Below are 20,841 nucleotides of genomic sequence, written 5' to 3' on the forward strand. Positions count from 1 at the left end.
TTGTGCAATATTCCCCACTGCTGCCTCCCGTAGGAGTCTGGGCCGTGTCTCAGTCCCAGTGTGGCCGGTCACCCTCTCAGGCCGGCTACCCGTCGACGCCTTGGTGAGCCATTACCTCACCAACAAGCTGATAGGCCGCGAGCCCATCCCCAACCAAAAAATCTTTCCAACCCCCCACATGCGTGGAAGGCTCATATCCAGTATTAGACGCCGTTTCCAGCGCTTATCCCAGAGTCAGGGGCAGGTTGCTCACGTGTTACTCACCCGTTCGCCACTAATCCACCCAGCAAGCTAGGCTTCATCGTTCGACTTGCATGTGTTAAGCACGCCGCCAGCGTTCATCCTGAGCCAGGATCAAACTCTCCATAAAGAAAAAATGCATACACAACCAGAAAAATGATCATGCAGCGAGTTCGAAACTGACCAAAAACAAATGTCACTGACATCCATTAAATTGATCCAAAGGAATCCCAACCAGACAAAAGCCTGGACGAGGATATTTGGCATTTGACAAGTGCACGCTGTTGAGTTCTCAAGGATCAGACACACCAACCAAACCAACCACCACAACGATGACCAGCCCAGAAGGGCAACTTCACTATCTTACCCCAGTCGGTCCGTCTGTCAAACCGTGAGCAGACGACCTAAATCATCTGCGCGGCGGCGACCGCGGTTCCCGGAGGGGACTCCCCATCATAGACCCGGAGGCCGTCTCGCTCAATGCGAGACACTGATGGGGATCGGTTCTCCTCTTGAGGGGGCGGGGCCTCTTGGCCTCTCCGCTCTACCCTTTGGGGCGAACGAGTAAAACTCTACGTGAGGCGCGCTGATCGGTCGAATCGGCGCCGCACCCCGGGCGTGTCGCACGTCATGGAGCGGTCGATCGACACGATCCAGCTCCACATCGAGCCACGGACGGCATGCCTCGACGTGACCGGCATCCGGTCGGCGGTGGATCCGCCGCTTACTCGCTCCTCGAACCGGAGGTGCGTGACGGCATTGGTGACGCAGACCTCGTCGCAGCGTTATCGTCCGGCTCCCGTGGGCCGCACGGTCGCTGACGCCGGCCTGCCTAGTGCTCCGTGCTCGAGGGCGCGACCCTGCGCCCCCGCAGCACGACCTGGACCGAGACGCAGAGGCCCAGGGTGAGCACGCCCCACACGGCGCACGCCGACGGCAGCACCCGATATGCCAGATGCGCCACCGTGAATTCCGCGTCGAGCGGCCCCATCACCGTCAGGCCCCACGACCACGCGACGACCAGCAGGAGCGGCAGCGACAGCCACCAGGCCCAGCGCACCGCCGAGGGCACCGAACGGGTGATGGATGCCGCGGGCCGGCGACCGAGCAGCCACAGCAGGAAGAACAGCCCGATGGCCGCGAGCCCGAGCGCCGTCGACCCGTGCTGCAGCCACTTGTAGCCCGCGAGTGGACCCCACCGCTCCTCGAGGACGGGGAGGGCGCTCACGCCCCATCGACCCTCGTGCGTGAAGAGGTCCCACACGATGTGGCTCACCACGCCGATCACGAGCGAGAGCAGGAGGATCAGCATCCCCCGCCACGACGTCCGCCATCGGGAGCCGTCCCCCGCACCGGCGCGCGAGATCGCGAGCGTCTCACGGAGTGCGGCCGCGGCGCCGCCGTTCCATGCCTCGGGCAGTCGCCTGGCCAGCCACGCCGGCGCCAGCTCGCCGGCCGCTGGGCGCAGGACGCACCGCCACACGAGCAGCAGCACCAGCGCCACGAGCACGGTGACGGGTATCCACTCGAACGCGTGAGAGCGCCCGTAGTGCAGCGGAAGACCGCGCACGAACAGCGGCAGGTCGGGTGTCATCGCGCCCACCGCGATCGCCGCCGGGACGAGCGGCGTCCGCACGAACGGCAGCGCGACGACGGCGTGGCTGGGTGTGAACGGCATGCGCGCCTCTCGGCAGGCTGGGATCAGCCCTCGACGAAGACTCCGGCGAGGGTCTTCTTGCCTCGCCGCAGCACCGATACCCCGCCGGGGAGGCTGCCGGTCACCTCGACCGACTCGTCCGAGACGCGGTCGCCGTCCAGCGAGACACCGCCCTGAGCGATCGCGCGACGCGCCTCGGAGAGACTGGACACCAGCCCGGTGTCGACGAGCGCGCGCGCAACGGGGGTTCCCGTCGGCACGGATGCGTTCGGGAGCTCCTCCAGCGCCTCACGCAGCGTCGCCTCGTCGAGCGTGGCGAGGTCGCCCTGACCGAAAAGCGCGTCGGATGCCGCGATGACGGCGGACGCCGCATCCGTTCCGTGCACGAACGTGGTCACCTCCCGCGCGAGCCGCCGCTGCGCCTCGCGCCGGAACGGCTCTGCGGCGACGAGACGCTCGTACTCCTCGATCTCGTCGCGAGTGAGGAACGTGAAGATCTTCATCCGCGTGATCACGTCGGCGTCGTCAGTGTTGAGCCAGAACTGGTACATCCGGTACGGGCTGCACATCGCCGGGTCGAGCCAGATCGCGTTGCCCTCGCTCTTGCCGAACTTGGTGCCGTCGCTGTTCGTGATCAGCGGTGTGCCGATCGCGTGTACCGATTCGTGCTCGACGTAGTGGATGAGATCGACGCCGCTCGTGAGATTTCCCCACTGGTCGCTGCCGCCGGTCTGCAGGACGCAGCCGTACTGGCGGTAGAGCTCGAGGTAGTCCAGTCCCTGCAGGATCTGGTAGCTGAACTCGGTGTAGCTGATGCCGGCCTCGGAGTTGAGGCGCGCGGCGACCGCGTCCTTCTTGAGCATCGTGCCGACCCGGTAGTGCTTGCCGATCTCACGGAGGAAGTCGATCGCACTCAGTGGCGCGGTCCAGTCGAGGTTGTTGACGATGCGCGCAGCGTTGTCGCCTTCGAAGCTCAGGAAGCGCTCGACCTGGGAACGCAGGTAGCCCACCCACTCCGACACGGTCTCCTTGGTGTTGAGCGTGCGCTCCGCCGAAGGTCGTGGGTCGCCGATGAGTCCGGTCGAGCCGCCGACGAGCCCGAGGGGCTTGTGCCCCGCGAGCTGCAGACGGCGCATCGTGAGCAACTGCACGAGGTTGCCCAGATGCAGGCTCGGTGCAGTCGGGTCGAACCCGCAGTAGTACGTGATCGGGTCCCCGCCGAGCAGCGCACGCAGCGCTTCCTGATCGGTGGACACATGCACGAGCCCGCGCCACACCAGTTCGTCCCAGACGTTCTCGAACGTCGGGTCGTTGGCGGGCGCCAGCGCGCGCAGTGATGGATCCTGCGCGCTCACGACGGTTTCAGACACGCGGTTCAGGCTATCAGCGACGGATGCCGCAGCCCGGCGCCGACGGCGGGGCTGCGGCATCCGCTCGTCACGCCGGCTCGTCCAGACGCGCCAGCTGCTCTGCCGTCAGGCTGAGCCGGACGGCGTCCATCGCGGCATCGAGCTGGGGCAGCTTGCTGCCACCCAGCATCGGCCGCACGCCGTGGGCGACATGCCATGCGAGCACCGTCTGACCGCGGGTGGCGCCCAGCTCGCCGGCCACGGCATTCAGCTCCGCGAGACGACGAGATGTGCCGGGGTGGTCGTAGATCTCCGCGATCTGCTTTTCGGGGTTGTCGTACGCGCCCGAGAGCAGGGGCGTGTAGGCCCAGACTTCCAGGCCGTGGGTCTGCGCGTAGTCGCGCTGCTCGGCGCTCAGCACTCCGAACGGATGGTTGGTCGGGTTGGTACCCGGTCGCGGGGTGAGGTAAGTGGCATTCAGCTGGAGGGCGTCGATCGGGATGGCACCGAGGTGTCGCGCATGGGTCCGAGCGCGCTCCACGCGCCATGCGGGATGGTTGGATGCCCCGACTCGGGTCGCCCGCCCGGCGCCGGTGAGCTCGGCCAGCGCCTCGACGGTCTCTTCGATCGGCGTCGTGCGATCCTCCTGGTGCACCCAGAGCAGATCGACGGATTCGAGTCCGAGCCGCTCGAGGCTTCCTGCGAACGCTTCGAGGACTGCGCGCCGCGACAGCCCGGCTCGGTAGGCGGGCCATGAGCCGGCCCATAGGGGTTCCGCACCGAGCTTCGTGGCGATGCGCACACGGTCGCGCACACCGGGACGGGCAGCCAGCCAGCGTCCGATCACCCGTTCGCTGTCGCCGCCCTGGCCTGTCTCGCTCGCCCAGAAGCTGTAGCAGTCGGCGGTGTCGATCCACACGCCGCCCCGCTCCACGAATCGATCGAGCAGGGCATACGAGGTGTCTTCGTCGATCGTGGTGCCGAACATCATGGCGCCGAGGACGAGCGGGGATGTGGGGAGTGTCGAAGTGGTCATGAACTCACTGTGCAACCTGGAGTTCGCTCCAGGTCAAGCTCTATGGTTGAAGACATGGCGACATACACCCCGGCCGAGGCGGCGGCGATCTCCGGCTTTTCTCTCGACACCCTCCGGTACTACGAGCGGGAGGGCATCCTTCCGCCGGTGGCACGCACAGCTGGAGGCCATCGAGCGTTCTCCGATGCCGATCTCGGAACGCTGGGTTTTCTGAAATGCCTGCGTGAGACCGGGATGCCGATCGAGCGGCTGCGTCGATACGGCGAGCTCTGCAGGGACGATCGCACGATCCCGGATCGCATCGCGCTGCTCGAGGAGCATGCGGCGGCTGTGCGCCGCGAGCTCAACGACCTGCTCGCCCAGCAGGCGAAGCTCGACGGGAAGCTCGAGTGGTATCGGGGCGAGCTGGAGCGCCGTGGCAGCGAGGCGGGGGGCCCTCAGACGTTGCCGGCGTGATGATGCTTGGCAACTAAACATGCGCTCTCTTTAGCCCCAAAACCTATCTTAAGTGAAGCGTGTAAGCTTAACCAGGAAGCGCTTTAACTTTCAGACTAAAGGAAACGCTGATGTACGTGATCACCGCGGACCAACGCGACAGTCGCGCCAATGCCGATCTCGTGCCCGACGCCCTTGCGAGCGTCAGCCGTCATGGCGATGCGCGACTCGTCCTCGCACCCGAGCGGACCGCCGGCGATGAACTGCAGGTCGCCGTCGCCGATGCGACCACCGTGCTGGCCATCGTGCTCGATCTGACCCGCTCGCAAGCGTGGAGCGTCGGCGTCGGCGTCGGCGCGGTCGAAACGCCACTCCCCCCGACCGTACGGGCCGCCCGTGGCGAAGCCTTTCTGAACGCGCGCGACGCCGTTGACCGCGCCAAGAAGGCAACGACGCGTATGGCGATCACCGGGCCGCAGAACGGCGCCGACGCCGAGGCTCTGGTGCGCCTCCTGGTCGAACTGCGCGATCGTCGCACCCCCGAAGGCTGGGAGGTCCACGACCTGCTGGCAGAGGGCCTCACCCAGAAGGAATCCGCGTCGCGGCTGGGCATCTCGGAGGGCGCAGTGAGCCTGCGCGCCAAGGCTGCCGCCCTGCGCGCGGAGGAGGCGGCGGTGCCGGCCCTCGAACGCGTGCTCGAGCGCTTGGACCGGCAGGTCACCGAGCCAGCCTGAGGCGGACGCCTGAGATCCCCCGCGGCCAGGCGACGGACGCTCGATCCGGGGGCGGACGATGGGTTGACAGGAACCGGATGCCGCAGCCGGGCGACGTCGACGGCCCGTGTCAGACTGAGCGCCATGGTCTCCCCCGACGTCGTGCTGACCGCCGCGCTCTCGATCTTCCTGTCCCTCGCGCTGTGCGGTGCACTCGTGCTCGTGCTCGTGAGCCTGCGCAAGCCCACCGACGTCCCGCTCATCATCGCCGGAGTGCTCGTGGTGCTGTGCGTGCTCGTCGTGGCGGTGTCTCCACTGAACGTGCCGCTGTTCGTCGCGCTCGGCATCGCGTTGCTCGGCACCGCCCTGGCCGTGCTCGGCGGCAATCCGGTCACGCGACGCGTGCTCGAGATCGCGACACACGGCCGGGTTCCCGAGGGCGACAACGGGGGCATCCTGCTGCGAGCTCCCTCGATCGCCGGCGGGGCCGAGGGCGCAGTGCGAGAAGTGCTGCGCGGCGGCACGACCATCGGCTACCTCGAGCGAATCGCTGTCGCGCTGGGATTGATCGCAGGATTTCCCGAGTCGATTGCCGTGGTCGTGGCGCTCAAGGGCATCGGGCGGTTCTCAGAGCTCGCGGCCGCGGAGGCCAGGGAGAGGTTCATCATCGGCACGCTTGCGAGCCTCGTCTGGGCATGCGCCGTGGCCGCGCTGGTGCGCCTGGCCATCTGGTGAGCCGCGCCGCGGAGGAACGCCCGCCCACGAACCGCGGCTGACAAGCGCGCTCTCCCGGGAGCCGCCCAGGCGGGCCGCCGGTCCCGTGGCCGTACGACTCAGATTCCCAGAGCGTGCGCGGCCGACTGGACGCGCCCGACGAGCTCGACGCGCTGCTCGCCGACCCGCACCGGCGCTGTGCCGCCGATTCCGTCACGGCTGGCCACCGAGCCCGCGGCGCTCAGCACTGTACGGACGTCGGGCGTCAGATCCGCCGAGACTCCCGCCAGCTGCTCATCGGTGACCTCGTGCAGCTCGATGCCGTTGTCTTCGCATACCCGCACCAGACGGCCCGAGATCTCGTGGGCATCGCGGAAGGGCACGCCTCGCTTGACGAGCCACTCGGCGACGTCCGTCGCGAGTGAGAAGCCCTGTGGCGCGAGCGCCGCCATGCGACCGGTGTCGAATCGCAGCGTCGCGATCATCCCGGCGAACGCCGGCAGGACCGTCTCGAGCGTGCGCACCGAATCGAACACCGGCTCCTTGTCTTCCTGCAGGTCGCGGTTGTACGCCAGCGGCAGGGCCTTCAGCGTCGCAAGCAGGCCGGTGAGGTTGCCGATGAGGCGCCCGGCCTTGCCGCGGGCGAGCTCTGCGATATCGGGATTCTTCTTCTGCGGCATGATGCTCGAGCCTGTCGAGTACCCGTCGTCGAGCGTGACGAAGCCGAACTCGCGCGTGTTCCAGAGGATGATCTCTTCGGCGAACCGCGATACGTCGATGCCGATCATCGCAGTGATGAACGCGAACTCCGCCACCACATCACGTGCGGAGGTGCCGTCGAGCGAGTTCTCGGCGGGACGGTCAAGGCCCAGTTCGCGGGCGACGAGCTGCGGATCGAGTCCGAGCGTGGAACCGGCGAGCGCACCGCCCCCGTAGGGCGATACCGCCGCGCGCGCGGACCAGTCCCGAAGTCGCTCAAGGTCGCGAACGAGAGGCCATGCGTGGGCTTGGAGGTGGTGCGCCAGCAGAACCGGCTGCGCGTGCTGCAGGTGCGTGCGCCCCGGCATGATCGCTTCCGGGTGGGCCTCGGCCTGCGCAACCAGGGCGTCCACGACGCGCAGAATGTCGCGCGCGATCGTGCGCGAGTGGTCGAGAAGGTACATCCGCACGAGCGTGGCGATCTGGTCATTGCGGCTGCGACCGGCGCGCAGCTTGCCCCCGAGCTCAGCGCCGACGACCTCGATGAGCGCCTGCTCCAACGCGCCGTGAACGTCTTCGTCCGACTCCCGCGGCCGCAGCGTGCCGTCGCCGATCCCGTGCGAGAGGGTGTCGAGACCCTCGTGCATCGCCCGCTCCTCGTCGGCGGTGAGATACCCCGCCGCGGCGAGCGCCTTCGCGTGCGCGTGCGACCCGGCGATGTCGTAGAGCGCGAGATCCCAGTCGAAATGCGTCGAGCGGCTGAGCTCGGCGAGTTCGGGTGAGGGCCCCGTGGCGAAACGGGCTCCCCACAGTGCGCCCTCGTTGGTGCCGTCGGCCTTGGATTCGCTCACCGGTCCAGCCTAGCGACGGGTGGCGCCAGCTCGCGCCGGGGCGCCCCGCACTGTCCACCGCGCAACGCGGTCGACGGCCGCTTCGAGCGGCCCGCGGCCCACCAGCAGCGCCCACGCGGTGCAGAACACGATCGTCCCCATGGTCAGCGGCCAGAACGGCTCGAGGTCGCGGAACCCCTGCAGGTCGCCGGTGTCGCCCAGCACCGCGGATGCGACGATCGCCCACACGACCAGCTGCAGTGTGTATGCGGTCAGCGGCATGGCGCCGACCGCGCGGAGCGGGAGCACCGCCCACCGGATGACGCTGCGGCACACCAGCAGGCTCGCGCCGAGAACGGCCAGTGCGAAGCCGCCTGAGCCGATCACCTCGAGCAGTCCGCTCGAATGCGGCCGGGCGGTCCACACCGCACCGAGGTAGGACAGGAGCTCGGCCTGTTCGTCCACGCCGGCGGCGGCATCCGCTCCATACCCCACGGCCGCGAGTGCACTCCCGGCGCCCAGCAGCCACCATTGCACGCGACGCCGCGTGACGCCGGCGCGCGCGGCACCCAGGCCGGCCGCGACGAACGCGATCCACGTCGTGAACGGGTAGTGCCACCCGATCGCGAGCGACAGGTCGTAGCCGCCCTCCATGCCCCAGACAGGAAGCGCGTCCAGCACGACCTGCACGAAGGGCATGACCAGGGCGAGGGCCGCAGCAAGGATCATCAACGGGCGTGCGGTCAGTCCGGTCAGCGGCACCGAGAGGAGGAAGAGAAAGGCATAGGCGGGGAGGATCACGTAGACCGGCACGCCGGTGAGGATGAGCACGATGCCGAGCAGCCAGAGCACGAGCGCGCGCACCACCAGCCGCAGTCGTGCCGTCGTCGCGTCCTGGCCTGACAAAGGCGTGCGGCCCCCGGTCACGAGCCCGACCGACACGCCGGCGAGCACGGCGAAGAGGATCGACGAGCGTCCCTGCACGATCGCCAGCCACGACGCCGGCTCGGCCAGGTCGACCGGCGTCCGGATCCACAGCAGATGCGCGGCGAACATCCCGAGCACCGCCAGCCCGCGCGCCAGGTCGACGCCGAGAATGCGCGGCGGCGCGTTCAGCCGGTCCCAGCGTGTGGCGAGGTACCCGCGGGACATGCGTCAGTCCTGGCGCAGCAGCCAGACCAGCAGTGCCTTCTGGGCATGCAGCCGGTTCTCGGCCTCGTCCCACACGACGCTCTGCGGGCCGTCGATGACCTCGGCTTCCACTTCGTATCCGCGGTCTGCGGGAAGGCAGTGGATGAAGATCGCGTCGTCCTTGGCAAGCCTCATCAGATCCCGCGTCACCTTGTACCCGCCGAGATCGCGCAGCCGCTCGAGCTTCTCCTCCTCTTTGCCCATCGACACCCAGGTGTCGGTGACGACCACGTCCGCACCGGCCGCAGCCTCGTTCGGATCGGTGTAGAGGGTGACGGAGCCGCCGGTCTGCTCGGCGCGGCGATCCGCGTCGGAGATGACGTCGTCGCGCGGCGCGTACGTCTCGGGCGACGCGACACGCACGTGCATGCCCGCCGTGACACACGCGAGGACGTACGAATGCGCCATGTTCGACTTTCCGTCGCCGAAGAACGCCAGCGTGAGACCGGCCAGGTCTCCCTTGTGCTCCTTGATCGTGAGGAGGTCGGCCAGCAGCTGGCACGGGTGGAAGTCGTCGCTGAGGGCATTGATCACCGGGACCCGCGTCCCCTCGGCCATCTGCTCCAGTCCTGCCTGGGCGTACGTGCGCCACACGATCGCGGCAACCTGGCGCTCGAGAACGCGGGCGGTGTCCGCGGGCGTCTCCTTGCCGCCGAGCTGGCTGTTGGCGGTCGAGATGATCAGCGGCGTGCCGCCCAGGTCGGCGATGCCCACGGCGAACGACACGCGCGTGCGGGTGGACGACTTGTCGAAGATGACCGCGACGGTCTGCGGCCCCTCGAGGGGCTTCAGCTTCCAGCGATCCTTCTTCAGGGCGACCGCGAGGTCGAGGATCTCGTCCTGTTCGGACTGGCTCAGGTCGTCGTCGCGCAGCAGATGGCGGGTCATGCGCGCACCTCCGTCGGGGCTTCCAGGAGCAGGGCGTCCTCGACGGTGCGCACGGCCGCGGTGAACAGCGCGATGAACTCGTCGATCTCGATATCGCCGATGGTCAGGGGCGGCACCAACCGGATCGTCTCGTCGTTGGGCGCGTTGATCACCAGACCGTGCTCCTGTGCGGCCGAGACGACGGCCTTGGCGACCGGGTGCCGCAGCGCCACACCCACCAGCAGGCCCCGGCCGCGGCATCCGCCGATGAGTTCCGAGTCGATGCCGAGGATCGCCGCGCGCAGCTGCTCGCCTCGCTCAGCGGCATTCCGGACCAGATCGGCCCGCTCGATCTCGCCGAGAACAGCCTCCGCGACGGCCGTGCCGAGGGCATTTCCGCCGAACGTCGACCCGTGGGTTCCGGGATAGAACAGCTCGCTCGCCTCGCCGAAGGTGATGAGCGCGCCGATGGGGAAGCCGCCGCCGATCCCCTTGGCGACGGTGATCGCGTCGGGGGTGATGCCGGCGTGCTGGAACGCGAACCATTCGCCGGTGCGGCCCGCGCCGGTCTGGATCTCGTCGATGACCAGCAGCGCGCCGTGGCGTTCGGTGATCTCGCGCGCCGCCTCGAGGTAACCCTCGGGCAGATCGACCACCCCGGCCTCGCCCTTCACGGGTTCGACGAACAGTGCCGCGACGCGATCGTCGATCGCAGCCTCCAGCGCCTCGACGGTGGAATCGATGAACTCGACGCCCGGTGTCATGGGGAGGAAGGGTTCCTGCATCCACGGCTTGCCGGTGAGGGCGAGCGTGCCCATGGTGCGACCATGGAACGCGTCTTTGAGAGCGAGGATGCGGGGCCGATCCGCGCCGGCTTCACGACTCTTGGCGCCATGCAGGCGGGCGAGCTTGAAGGCGGCTTCGTTGGCCTCGGCGCCGGAGTTGCCGAAATACACCCGACCGGACTCGCCCGTACCGGCGAGTCGCTTGAGAGTCGCGGCAAGCGCCAGCTGCGGCGGCGTGGCGAAGTAGTTGGACACGTGCGCGAGTGTCGCCGCCTGCGTCGAGATCGCCTCGACGAACGCCGGGTGGGCGTGGCCGAGCGAGTCGACCGCGATCCCCGCGAGGAAGTCGAGGTATCGCCTGCCGTCGGCGTCCCACAGGTACGAGCCCTCACCTCGCACGAACAGCGCCATCCGTTCACCGAAGCTGCGTACGAGGTCTCGCCCCGCGTCATCCTGCCACGTCATCCGAGCACCACCTCTGTTCCGATTCCCTTGCTGGTGAAGATCTCCACGAGCACCGAATGAGGCACCCGCCCGTCGATGATCGCCGCGGTCTCGACGCCGCCCTCGACGGCTTCAAGGCACGCCGACATCTTCGGGATCATGCCCGACTCCAGCCGCGGCAGCATCGCGCGCAGCTCCGTCGAGGTCAGGTGCGACACGAGCGAGTCGCGGTTCGGCCAGTCGGCATACAGGCCCGCGACATCGGTGAGCACGACGAGCTTGGCCGCGCCCAGCGCCACTGCGAGGGCGGATGCTGCGGCGTCCGCATTCACGTTCAACGAGTGCCCGGGGTGGTCGAGGTCGGGCGCGATGCTCGACACGACCGGAATCCGGCCGGCCGCGATCTGGTCCAGCACCGGCTGCGGGTCGACCTCGACGACATCGCCCACGCGTCCGAGGTCGTGCTCGACGCCCTCGATGACGACGCCGCGGCGGCGACCGCCGAACAGGCCCGCGTCCTCACCGCTGAGTCCCGTGGCCACCGGGCCGTGAGCGTTGATCTTCGACACGAGCTGCGGGTTGATCTGGCCGGTCAGCACCATGCGGACCACAGAGATCGCCTCGGTCGAGGTCACGCGGTAGCCGCCCTTGAACTCGCTCGGGATCTCGAGCCGATCGAGCATCGACGAGATCTGCGGGCCACCGCCGTGCACGACGACGGGCTTGACCCCGACGTAGCGGAGGTAGGCGATGTCGGCGGCGAAAGCATCCTGAAGCTCTTCAGAGACCATCGCGTTGCCGCCGTACTTCACGACCACGATCTGCTCGCGAAAGCGCTTGAGCCACGGCAGCGACTCGATGAGCGTGACCGCGCGGGCGCTGGCCTCGCCGGGATCGGTGTCTTGCAGGTCTGTCATGAGGAGTACGCGCTGTTCTCGTGGACGTAGTCGTGCGTGAGGTCGTTGGTGAGGATCCGGGCGGACGCGGAGCCGACCTTGAGATCGATCATCACCGCGGTCGCACGAGGAGTCAGGTCGACCTCTTCCCGCGGCCGATCGGGGCCACCGGCCGCGCACACGCGCACGCCGTTCATCCACACGTCGACGTCGTACGGGTCGAAGGCGGCCTGCGTCGTTCCGATCGCAGCGAGCACGCGGCCCCAGTTGGGGTCGTTGCCGAAGATCGCGGCCTTGAAGAGGTTGTTGCGCGCGACGGAGCGACCCACCTCGAGGGCGTCGTCTTCGGACGCGGCGTTCTGCACGAAGATCGTGATGTCGTGGCTCGCGCCCTCTGCGTCGCCCTGGAGCTGCTCCGCGAGGATGGTGCAGATCTCGGCGAGCGCCTCACGGAAGCTGTCGGGGTCGGGCGTGATGCCGGAGGCGCCGCTGGCCATGAGCGTGACCTGGTCGTTCGTCGACATGCAGCCGTCCGAGTCGAGCCGGTCGAAGCTCAGCCGGGTGGCGTGACGCAGGTGGGCGTCGGCCTCCTCGGCGGTGAGCACGGCGTCGGTCGTGATCACCACGAGCATGGTCGCAAGCCCTGGCGCCAGCATCCCGGCGCCTTTCGCCATGCCACCGATCGTCCAGCCGTCTTGGGTATGCACCGCGCGCTTGGGTCGCGAGTCCGTCGTCATGATGGCGAGGGATGCCGCTTCCCCACCGTCCGCGGACAGCTCGGCGATGCCCTGCTCGGTGCCGGCGAGCACCTTGGCCCGGAACTCTTCGTCGCCCGTGCCGATGAGGCCGGTGGAGCAGACCAGCACGTCGCCGGCGCTGACCCCGAGCAGCTCAGCCGCTCGCTCGGCGGTCTGGTGCGTGGTCTGGAAGCCGAACGACCCGGTGAAGCAGTTCGCACCGCCGGAGTTGAGCACGATCGCCTCGACGACGCCATCCTGTATGGCCTGCTCCGACCAGATGATGGGGTTCGCCTTCGCGCGGTTGCTCGTGAAGACGGCGGCCCCGACTTTCAGCGGGCCGCGGTTGACGACGACGGCGACGTCGGACTTGCCGGTCGACTTGAGGCCTGCCGCCACACCGGCGGCTTCGAAACCCTGGGGCGCGGTGACGCTCACGGGGCAACTCCGTTCACAGACAGCGCGGTGCCTTCAGCAAGGCCCAGCGCGATGTTCATGGACTGCACGGCGGCGCCGGCGGTGCCCTTGGTGAGGTTGTCGACCGCGGTCACCACGACGATGCGATTGGCCGCACGGTCGATCGCCAGCCCCATGAGAGCTGTATTGGCGCCCAGCACGTCGGCGGTGCGCGGGAACTGGCCCGCCGGCAGCAGCTGCACGAACGTCTCGTCGCCGTACGCCGCCTCCCATGCGTCCCGGATCTGGTCGTCAGAGACGCCCGGCGCGATCGGCGCCGAGGAGGTCGCGAGGATGCCGCGGCTCATCGGCACCAAGACGGGAGTGAACGAGATCCGGATGCCGCGATCCGGGGCATCCGTCGACACCGTCGCTGCCTCCCCCGAAGTGCGGGCCGCGACGAGCGCCTGCCGGATCTCGGGGATGTGCCGATGGGTGCCGCCGACGGCATAGGGATTGGCGCTGCCGAGGATCTCACTGGCAAGCAGGTTCGTCTTGAGGCTCTTGCCGGCACCCGAGGGGCCGACCGCCAGCACCGTGACGATGTCGCCAGGATCGATCACGCCCGCGGCGACGCCGGGCGCGAGGCTGAGGCTCACCGTCGAGGCGTTGCAGCCGGGCGCCGCAATGCGTTTCGCGCCGACCAGCCGCTCGCGCTGCTTCGCACCCGCGACCGGGAGCTCGGGAACCCCGTACACCCATGGCTCGTGGAAGGCGCCGCCGTAGAACCGGTCCCAGTCGGCCACCGATTCGAGTCGGTGGTCGGCGCCGGCGTCGATGACGAGCGGCGTGTCGCCGAGCGCATCGGTGTACTGCCCCGACTGCCCGTGAGGCAGAGCAAGGAAGACGATGTCGTGGCCCGCGAGGACCTCGGGCGTCGTGTCTTGCAGGGTGAGGTGCGCCAGCGACCGCAGGTGCGGCTGGTGCTGGATGAGCGGCTGTCCCGCGTTGGAGTGTGCGGTGACGGTGCGGATCTCGACGTCGGGATGCGCGGCGAGGATCCGCAGGATCTCGCCGCCCGCATAGCCGGATGCGCCGGATACGGCGACCGAATATGTCATGGATTCCACCTTAGAGTCTGGGTGCGGGGGCCGGAGACGGCGACGCCCGCTCGCAGACGTCCAAGATGGACGGCGTGCAGGGTCGCCTAGATTCGGCGCTCGCCCAGGTGCTGGGGAAGGCGGCGTCGGCGCGCAGGTGCGGCGCTCGGAACGAGCGCTGCGAGGACCTGGGCAGCCGAAGGCATGGGCCGACGATAGCGCCTGTCGTGGAGCGTTGCCAAATCGCCCGTGCCGACGCGACGCCCGATGCCGTCGAGACCGTGCGTCGTCGCCGAGACAGCACCCTGTCGGCGTCGACCACATGCGTCTTCGGCGAGACCGTGCGTTGTCGACGTCGTGGGCACCGCCCTGTCGTCGTGGGCACCGCCCTGTCGACGTCGCGGGCCGCGTTCGGTCGCCGCCTCAGGCTCGCAGGTCTGCGAGGAGGGCGAGCTCGTCCGGACGCGACAGTCCGGCCTGTCGGTCTCGGTCGAGTCCGCGCACCCGTTCGTCCTCGAGCGTGCGCCGCAGCGTCTCGGCGAGGGGACGAAGCCGTCCGCCGAGAAGCCGGTACACGGCGTTGGAGCGGGTCCAGAAACCGCGCATGTCACGTGGCAGCCACAGCGGAAGCGACCGCGGGCCGGACCAGTGGGCCACCGCGTGATCTCCGAGCCACTCGTCCGGGGCGGCGACGGTCGCACCCGCATGAACGGCGACTCTCTGCGCCTCGCCGAGCAGTGCGTCGAGCGGCACTGGATCGCCGACGGCGTTGGCCACGCCGGTCCACCGCTCCCTGCCGAGGGCTTGCGCGAAGTCCGCGAGGTCGTCGACGTCGATCACCTGCGCGCCCCGGTCGGCGGCATCCGGTACGAGCACGTCGCCGTCCGCGGCGAGCGCGAAGCGTCCGACCCAGTACCCGAAGCGGTCGGTCGGGTCCCCCGGCCCGACGATGAGTCCCGGACGCACGATCGCCGCGCGCCGCCCGAGAGCGGAGTGGACGGATGCCTCGGCCTTCGCCTTCGCGCGGCCGTAGTCCTCGTCTTCGCCAGGGCCGGCAGGTGTCAGCACCGTGGCCGATTCGTCGGCGCCGGGCTGGTCGTTCGCGGCGTACACCGACACGGTCGAGATGTACGTCCAGTGCTTTGCGCGGCCCTCGAGCGCCTCGATCGCCTCGGCCACGTGAACGGGGTTCGAGGAGATGTCGACGACCTCGTCCCACTCGCGCCCCGTGACACCGTCGTACGCGCCGGCCTCGTCGCGGTCGCCGACCACGAGCGTGGTCCCGTACGGAGCGGGTCGTCCGCCGCGGGCGAGGCACGTGACGGATGCCCCTGCATCTGCCCACCGCTCGGCGATGCGCCCGCTCACCCAGCCGGTGCCACCCAGCACCAAGACATCAGTCATGCCTTCAGCCAATCAGACGCGAGAGCGGCTGCCATCCGGATCCGCCCTCGGCGGAAGTCGCCAACCCGCGAGCTACTCGCGGAGCGTGGCCCCGAAGCGCTCGGTCGCGACGGCCACGCCCCCGAGCTTCGCCTCGGTCGCCTCCGCCGCGGTGAGTGTGCGGTCGGACGCGCGGAAGCGCAGCGCGAACGTCAGGCTCTTCGCGCCTTCGGGCACGCCCTGACCGCGGTAGTCGTCGACGAGTCGCAACGACTCGAGCAGCTCGCCAGCGCCGTCCGCGAGCGCCGACCGCACGTCCGAGGCCGGCACGTCGGCCGGCACCACGAGCGAGACGTCCTGCGTGGCGGCCGGGAAGCCCGACAGCGACGCCGCGACGACCTTCTCACTCGCCAGCGAGAGCACGAGGTCGAGGTCGACTTCGGCGACGACCACGCGACCGGGAAGATCGGAGGCCTCGGCGACAGCCGGCAGCAGCTCTCCGATGTAGCCGACCTCGGTACCGCCGACCGACAGCACGCCGGTTCTGCCCGGGTGCAGCGCGGCGCGCTGCCCCTGTGCCACCTCGATCATGACGCCTGCTGCGCCCGCGATCGTGCGCACCGCGTCGAGGGCGTCCGAGAGCTCGGCGGCGACGGGCGCGATCCCCGGCTGTTTGGTCACCAGGTTGCCTGCCAGCAGCACCGCGACGTGGCGATGCTGCGGCGGGATGGAGGCGTCGAGCTCGGCCAGGGTCGCGGCATCCGGCCTCACCGCCAGCGGCGGCACGTGCGGCGTGCCGTACGCCACACCGGGCTTCGGCAGGAACACCGTGCCCGTCTCGAAGAGGGCGAGGTCGGTGAAACCGCGCGACACGTTGCGGTGGGCCACCTGCAGCAGCCCGGGGATCAGCGAGCGGCGCAGGAAAGGCGCCTGGCCGTCGAGCGGGTTGGCCAGCTTGATGCTCGGCAGGTGGGCACCCGAGGGCGAACCGTGGAGGTCGTTCTGCTCCTCGGTGGTGAACCCGAACGAGGGTGTCTCGACGTAGCCGGCGGCAGCCAGTGCGTTCGCGACACGGCGACGCCCCTGCTGGGCGGCCGTCAGCCCACGGCCCGACGGCGGAAGCGGCAGCACCGACGGGATGCGGTCGTAGCCCTCGATGCGGGCGACCTCCTCGGCGAGCGTCCACTTGTCGGTCAGGTCCGGGCGCCACGACGGCGGGATGACGTGCCAGCCGGCGGCGTCGTCTTCGGCTTCGACGACCTCGCAGCCGATGAGGCGCAGCGCGCTCTCGATCTCGCCGGCGGTGTAGTCGACCCCGATCAGGTGCGGCACGAACAGCGGCGGCAGCTCGATCCCCGCGACGAAGACCTCGGCGAAGACCGCGCCGCCGAACTCGTCGTCGCTGGTCCCGCCGGCGTACTCGACCATGAGGTCGGCGACGCGGCGAGCGGCGACGAACGGCACGAGCGGGTCGACCCCGCGCTCGAAGCGGCGGGATGCCTCGGACGGCAGCTTGTGCCGGCGCGCGGTGCGCGCGATCGATACGGTGTCGAAAGTCGCCGCCTCGATCAGCACGTTGCGGGTGGTTCCGCTCATCTCGGTGGTGCCGCCGCCCATGACGCCGGCCAAGCCGATCGGGCCGGAGTCGTCGGTGATGAGCAGGTCCTCGGGGTCGAGCCGACGTTCCTTGCCGTCGAGCGTCTCGAGCTTCTCGCCCGGTTGCGCGCGGCGGACGATGATGCCCCCCTGCAGCTTGTCGAGGTCGTACCCGTGGATCGGCTGGCCGAGCTCGAGCATCACGTAGTTGGTGATGTCGATCAGGATGCCGAGCGGGCGGATGCCCGCCAGCGTCAGGCGCGCGATCATCCATGCCGGGGTCGGCTTGGTCGGGTCGACGCCGCGAACGACGCGGGCGACGAATTCCGAGGCACCCGCCCGCCCGCGGATCGGAGCCTGGTCGTCGATCGAGATGGGGAATCCCGATCCGGGCGCGACCTCGTCCCACGGTCGGTCGGCGGGATCACGAAATGCCGCGCCCGTCGAGTGGGAATACTCGCGCGCCACGCCGCGAATCGACAGCGCGTATCCGCGGTCGGGCGTGACGTTGATCTCGACCGCCGCATCGTCCAGGCCGAGCAGCGCGATCGCGTCTGCGCCGACCGGTGCGTCGATGCCGAGCTCGACCATGCGGAGGATGCCGTCGTGCTCCTCGCCGAGGCCGACTTCGCGGGCCGACGCGATCATGCCGTCGGAGACATGCCCGTAGGTCTTGCGAGCAGCGATCGGGAAGGGGCCCGGAAGCACGGCCCCGGGAAGGGTCACCGGCACCTTGTCGCCGACGAAGAAGTTGCGTGCGCCGCATACGATGCCGCGCACTCCCCCGTGCGCCTCACCGACGTCGACCTGGCACCAGCGGATCGTCTTGCCGTTGGACTGCGGCTCCTCGACGAACTCGATCACTTCGCCGACGACGATCGGACCCTGCAGTTCGAACCGGTGCACGTCCTCTTCTTCGAAGCCCACGCGCACGAGCGCCGCGAGGACATCCTCGGGCGTCGCTTCGGCGGGAACGTCGACGTACTCACGCAACCATGAGAGCGGGACGCGCATCAGACCACCATTCCGAACTGCTCGCTGAAGCGGACATCACCCTCGGCCATGTCGCGCATGTCCTTCACATCGCTGCGGAACATGAGCGTGCGCTCGATGCCCATGCCGAATGCGAAACCCGAGTACTCCTCCGGATCGATTCCCGCCGCGCGCAGCACGTTCGGGTTGATCATGCCGCAGCCGCCCCACTCGATCCAGCGCGCGCCGCCCTTGAAGGTCGGGTGCCACAGATCGAGCTCGGCGGACGGTTCGGTGAAGGGGAAGAAGTTGGCGCGGAACCGCGTCTTGGCCTCGGCGCCGAACAGCACCTTGGCGGCATGGTCGAGCGTGCCCTTGAGATGGGCCATCGTGATGCCCTTGTCGACGACGATGCCTTCGAACTGCGTGAAGACCGGCAGATGCGTCGCATCGAACTCGTCGGTGCGGTAGACCCTGCCCGGGCACAGCACGTACAGCGGCAGATCGCGCTCGAGCATCGAGCGCACCTGCACGGGGCTGGTGTGCGTGCGCATCACGAGGTGGCGCTCGACGGGGTCCACGAAGAACGTGTCCTGCATCTGTCGCGCGGGGTGGTCGACGTCGAAGTTCAGGGCGTCGAAGTTGAACCACTCATGCTCGAGCTCGGGTCCCTCGGCGATCTCCCACCCCATGCCGACGAAGATGTCGCCGATCTGCTCTTGAAGGAGGGAGATCGGATGCCGCGCCCCCACGCGGGCGCGGGTGGCCAACGCTGTGACGTCGACGCGCTCCGCCTCGAGTCGGGCGGCTGTCTCGGCCGCGGTCAGGTCGTCCTCCCGAGCGGCGAACGCCTGGTTCACGCGGGCACGGGCCTGGCCGACGAGCTTGCCGAACTCGGCCTTCTTCTCGTTCGGGACCTCGCGCAGGCGGGAGTTGAGCTTCGCCAGCGGCGACCCCTCCCCGGCGTGAGCGGAGCGTGCGGCCTTGAGTGCCGCGGTGTCGTCGGCAGCGGCAATGGCGGCGAGGGCCTCATCGACGGCGGCGGTCACCGCCTCGGGCGTGATCTCGGCCGAAGTCGATGGGCGCGGTTCAGGAGCGTCGGACACGAGAGACGAGTCTACCGACGGCGCGCGGCCGCTCCGGCCGCGAGCATACGCCGACGATCTGCTTAGCGAGGCGCTTGCGACTCCGACCGACGTGCCGCAGCATTCGCTTCCGCGACGAGCAGCGCCTGGTCGGGATCGAACTGGTCGCCCTTCCTCCGACGCTCCGCCTTTCCGCCGCTCGCCGTCCGTCGCGCGAGCCAGCGCGCGAACCACGACAGCGTCAGGTTGATCGCGAGATAGACCAAGAGGGTGACGAGGAAGAGCGAGAACAGGTATCGATTGCCGTAGAACGACCCGAGGTTGTTGATCATCGTCCGGACGATCTCGTTGTACGCGACGATGAAACCGAGCGACGTGTCCTTGAGCAGCACGACGAGCTGGGCGACGATGATCGGCAGCATCTGGCGGAACGCCTGCGGAAACTCCACGAGCATCTTCGACTGGAACTCGCGCATTCCGACCGACAGCGCCGCCTCATGCTGGCCGCGAGGGAGTGAGGCGAGTCCGGCGCGGAGGATCTCGCCGATGAGGGCGCCGTTGTAGAGCACCAGCGCGATCACCACAGCCCAGAACGCGCCGGTCGACGCGACGAGCAGGATGAACAGCATCATCAGCAGCACGGGCATGCCGCGGAGGAACTCCAGCACCCACGCCGTGGGCACGCGAATCCACGCGATGAGCGAGCTCCGAAGCAGGGACAACACGATCCCGAGTGCGATGGCGCCGACTGCGGCGACGGCGGCCGCCTGGAGCGTGGCCACGACGCCGCGACCGAGCGCACCCCAGACCTCGGGATCGGCGAAGATGTTCCACCGGCTCGGATCGAACATGCCGGGCAGGGTGATCCCACCCGAATCGCGCGGAGCTGCGAGGGTCAGGATCACCCAGGTTAGGCCGGCGAGGATCAGCACACCCGAGACGATCGAGACGGTCAGCGATAGCCTTCGCGCCCGCGGGCCGGGGGCGTCGAACAGCACGCTCGCGCCGGTCATCGCTTCACCACGAACTTCCTCTCGAGCGCCCCGGCTATCAGCCCGAGCGGAATGGTGATGACGAGATAGAGGGCGGCAGCGGTCAGAAGGATCGGCATCACCATGTTCCCGTTGTCGTTGGCGAGCTGGCGGGTGACGCCGAACAGCTCGAGGACGAAGAATCCGCCGGCGACCGAGGTGTTCTTGGTCAGCGCGATGAACACGTTGATGAGCGGCGGAATGGTCATCCGGAAAGCCTGCGGCAGCACGACCAGCGAGACCGTCTGTCCGAAAGCGAGCCCGATCGACCGCGCCGCTTCGGCTTGTCCGACGGGCACGCCGTTGATGCCGGATCTCAGCGCCTCGGCGACGAAGGGCGCGGTGTAGTACGACAGCGCAATGAACGCGAGAAGGATGAAGGGCATGCGGACGCCGAGCATCGGCATCACGAACGTCGTGAAGATGAAGACCAGCGTCAGTGGCGTGTTGCGCGCGATCTCGGTCCAGAACGCCGCGAACGTGCGGAGGGCGCCGACCGGCGAGATCCGCATGGCTGCGATGAGCGTCCCGAGCAAGAGAGCCAGCACGCCCGACACGGCGAGCAGCAGCAGCGTCACCCGGAATCCCTCCAGGAACGTCGGCCAGAGCGATAGATACTGCTCCACCGGGCCTCCTCCCATTCTCACGAGATGCCCCGGATCCGGCTGTCACCGGACCCGGGGCG

Annotated in this window: 18 protein-coding genes and 1 rRNA gene; 3 read left to right on the top strand and 16 right to left on the bottom strand. The window is 68.8% G+C overall.

Translation table 11 applies throughout. The features are described from left to right. The 4 genes from K0817_RS11725 to K0817_RS11740 all read right to left on the bottom strand — a co-directional run. Positions 1-370, bottom strand: a 16S ribosomal RNA gene (locus K0817_RS11725); the annotation flags it as partial. 702 nt (positions 371-1,072) lie between these two features. Further along, entirely contained in the window at positions 1,073-1,918 is an 846-nt protein-coding gene (locus tag K0817_RS11730; RefSeq protein ID WP_219981705.1) for a DUF4184 family protein, read from the bottom strand. A 23-nt stretch (positions 1,919-1,941) separates the two neighbouring features. Continuing rightward, positions 1,942-3,267 carry a tyrosine--tRNA ligase gene (gene tyrS, locus K0817_RS11735; protein WP_219981706.1) on the bottom strand — a complete coding sequence of 442 codons (1,326 nt, stop codon included), beginning with the start codon at positions 3,265-3,267 and terminating at the stop codon, positions 1,942-1,944. A 67-nt stretch (positions 3,268-3,334) separates the two neighbouring features. Next, the gene (locus K0817_RS11740; RefSeq protein WP_219981707.1) at positions 3,335-4,282 is read right to left on the bottom strand and encodes an aldo/keto reductase; all 948 of its coding nucleotides are present in this window, start codon (positions 4,280-4,282) and stop codon (positions 3,335-3,337) included. Positions 4,283-4,336: 54 nt separating this feature from the next. On the opposite strand from K0817_RS11740, the gene K0817_RS11745 reads away from it, so the two are divergent. From K0817_RS11745 to K0817_RS11755, 3 genes are all read left to right on the top strand, one after another. Continuing rightward, complete coding sequence (locus K0817_RS11745; protein ID WP_219981708.1) at positions 4,337-4,738, top strand: MerR family transcriptional regulator; 402 nt, start codon at positions 4,337-4,339, stop codon at positions 4,736-4,738. A 110-nt stretch (positions 4,739-4,848) separates the two neighbouring features. Further along, positions 4,849-5,451: a DNA-binding protein gene (locus K0817_RS11750; protein WP_219981709.1), complete on the top strand. Its 603-nt coding sequence runs from the start codon at positions 4,849-4,851 to the stop codon at positions 5,449-5,451. 123 nt (positions 5,452-5,574) lie between these two features. Then, positions 5,575-6,165: a hypothetical protein gene (locus K0817_RS11755; protein ID WP_219981710.1), complete on the top strand. Its 591-nt coding sequence runs from the start codon at positions 5,575-5,577 to the stop codon at positions 6,163-6,165. Between the two features lie 98 nt (positions 6,166-6,263). Here K0817_RS11755 and argH read toward each other — a convergent pair whose 3' ends face one another. From argH to K0817_RS11815, 12 genes are all read right to left on the bottom strand, one after another. After that, entirely contained in the window at positions 6,264-7,694 is a 1,431-nt protein-coding gene (gene argH, locus K0817_RS11760; RefSeq protein WP_219981711.1) for an argininosuccinate lyase, read from the bottom strand. A 9-nt stretch (positions 7,695-7,703) separates the two neighbouring features. Next, a complete protein-coding gene (locus K0817_RS11765) occupies positions 7,704-8,825 on the bottom strand; it encodes a heparan-alpha-glucosaminide N-acetyltransferase domain-containing protein (protein WP_219981712.1) in 1,122 nt (373 codons plus the stop codon). A gap of 3 nt (positions 8,826-8,828) precedes the next feature. Further along, positions 8,829-9,752 carry an ornithine carbamoyltransferase gene (gene argF / locus K0817_RS11770; RefSeq protein WP_219981713.1) on the bottom strand — a complete coding sequence of 308 codons (924 nt, stop codon included), beginning with the start codon at positions 9,750-9,752 and terminating at the stop codon, positions 8,829-8,831. Then, positions 9,749-10,981 (bottom strand): acetylornithine transaminase, encoded by a 1,233-nt coding sequence (locus tag K0817_RS11775; protein ID WP_219981714.1) that lies wholly within the window; start codon positions 10,979-10,981, stop codon positions 9,749-9,751. Before K0817_RS11775 ends, argF begins: the two co-directional genes overlap by 4 nt. Then, positions 10,978-11,877 (bottom strand): acetylglutamate kinase, encoded by a 900-nt coding sequence (gene argB, locus K0817_RS11780; RefSeq protein WP_219981715.1) that lies wholly within the window; start codon positions 11,875-11,877, stop codon positions 10,978-10,980. Before argB ends, K0817_RS11775 begins: the two co-directional genes overlap by 4 nt. Continuing rightward, complete coding sequence (gene argJ / locus K0817_RS11785; RefSeq protein WP_219981716.1) at positions 11,874-13,031, bottom strand: bifunctional glutamate N-acetyltransferase/amino-acid acetyltransferase ArgJ; 1,158 nt, start codon at positions 13,029-13,031, stop codon at positions 11,874-11,876. The genes argB and argJ overlap by 4 nt, the downstream gene beginning before the upstream one ends. Then, a complete protein-coding gene (argC, locus tag K0817_RS11790) occupies positions 13,028-14,110 on the bottom strand; it encodes an N-acetyl-gamma-glutamyl-phosphate reductase (protein WP_219981717.1) in 1,083 nt (360 codons plus the stop codon). Before argC ends, argJ begins: the two co-directional genes overlap by 4 nt. Positions 14,111-14,512: 402 nt before the next feature. Next, positions 14,513-15,493: an NAD-dependent epimerase/dehydratase family protein gene (locus tag K0817_RS11795; RefSeq protein WP_219981718.1), complete on the bottom strand. Its 981-nt coding sequence runs from the start codon at positions 15,491-15,493 to the stop codon at positions 14,513-14,515. 72 nt (positions 15,494-15,565) lie between these two features. After that, positions 15,566-18,082, bottom strand: a complete 2,517-nt coding sequence (gene pheT, locus K0817_RS11800) for a phenylalanine--tRNA ligase subunit beta (RefSeq protein ID WP_219981719.1) — start codon at positions 18,080-18,082, stop codon at positions 15,566-15,568. Beyond that, positions 18,082-19,146: a phenylalanine--tRNA ligase subunit alpha gene (gene pheS, locus K0817_RS11805; protein ID WP_219981720.1), complete on the bottom strand. Its 1,065-nt coding sequence runs from the start codon at positions 19,144-19,146 to the stop codon at positions 18,082-18,084. Before pheS ends, pheT begins: the two co-directional genes overlap by 1 nt. A gap of 62 nt (positions 19,147-19,208) precedes the next feature. Then, positions 19,209-20,138: an amino acid ABC transporter permease gene (locus tag K0817_RS11810; RefSeq protein ID WP_219981721.1), complete on the bottom strand. Its 930-nt coding sequence runs from the start codon at positions 20,136-20,138 to the stop codon at positions 19,209-19,211. Further along, positions 20,135-20,782 carry an amino acid ABC transporter permease gene (locus tag K0817_RS11815; protein WP_253735348.1) on the bottom strand — a complete coding sequence of 216 codons (648 nt, stop codon included), beginning with the start codon at positions 20,780-20,782 and terminating at the stop codon, positions 20,135-20,137. The genes K0817_RS11810 and K0817_RS11815 overlap by 4 nt, the downstream gene beginning before the upstream one ends. Positions 20,783-20,841: the final 59 nt, after the last annotated feature.

The sequence above is a fragment of the Microbacterium sp. HD4P20 genome, from assembly GCF_019449275.2.
GTDB lineage: Bacteria > Actinomycetota > Actinomycetes > Actinomycetales > Microbacteriaceae > Microbacterium.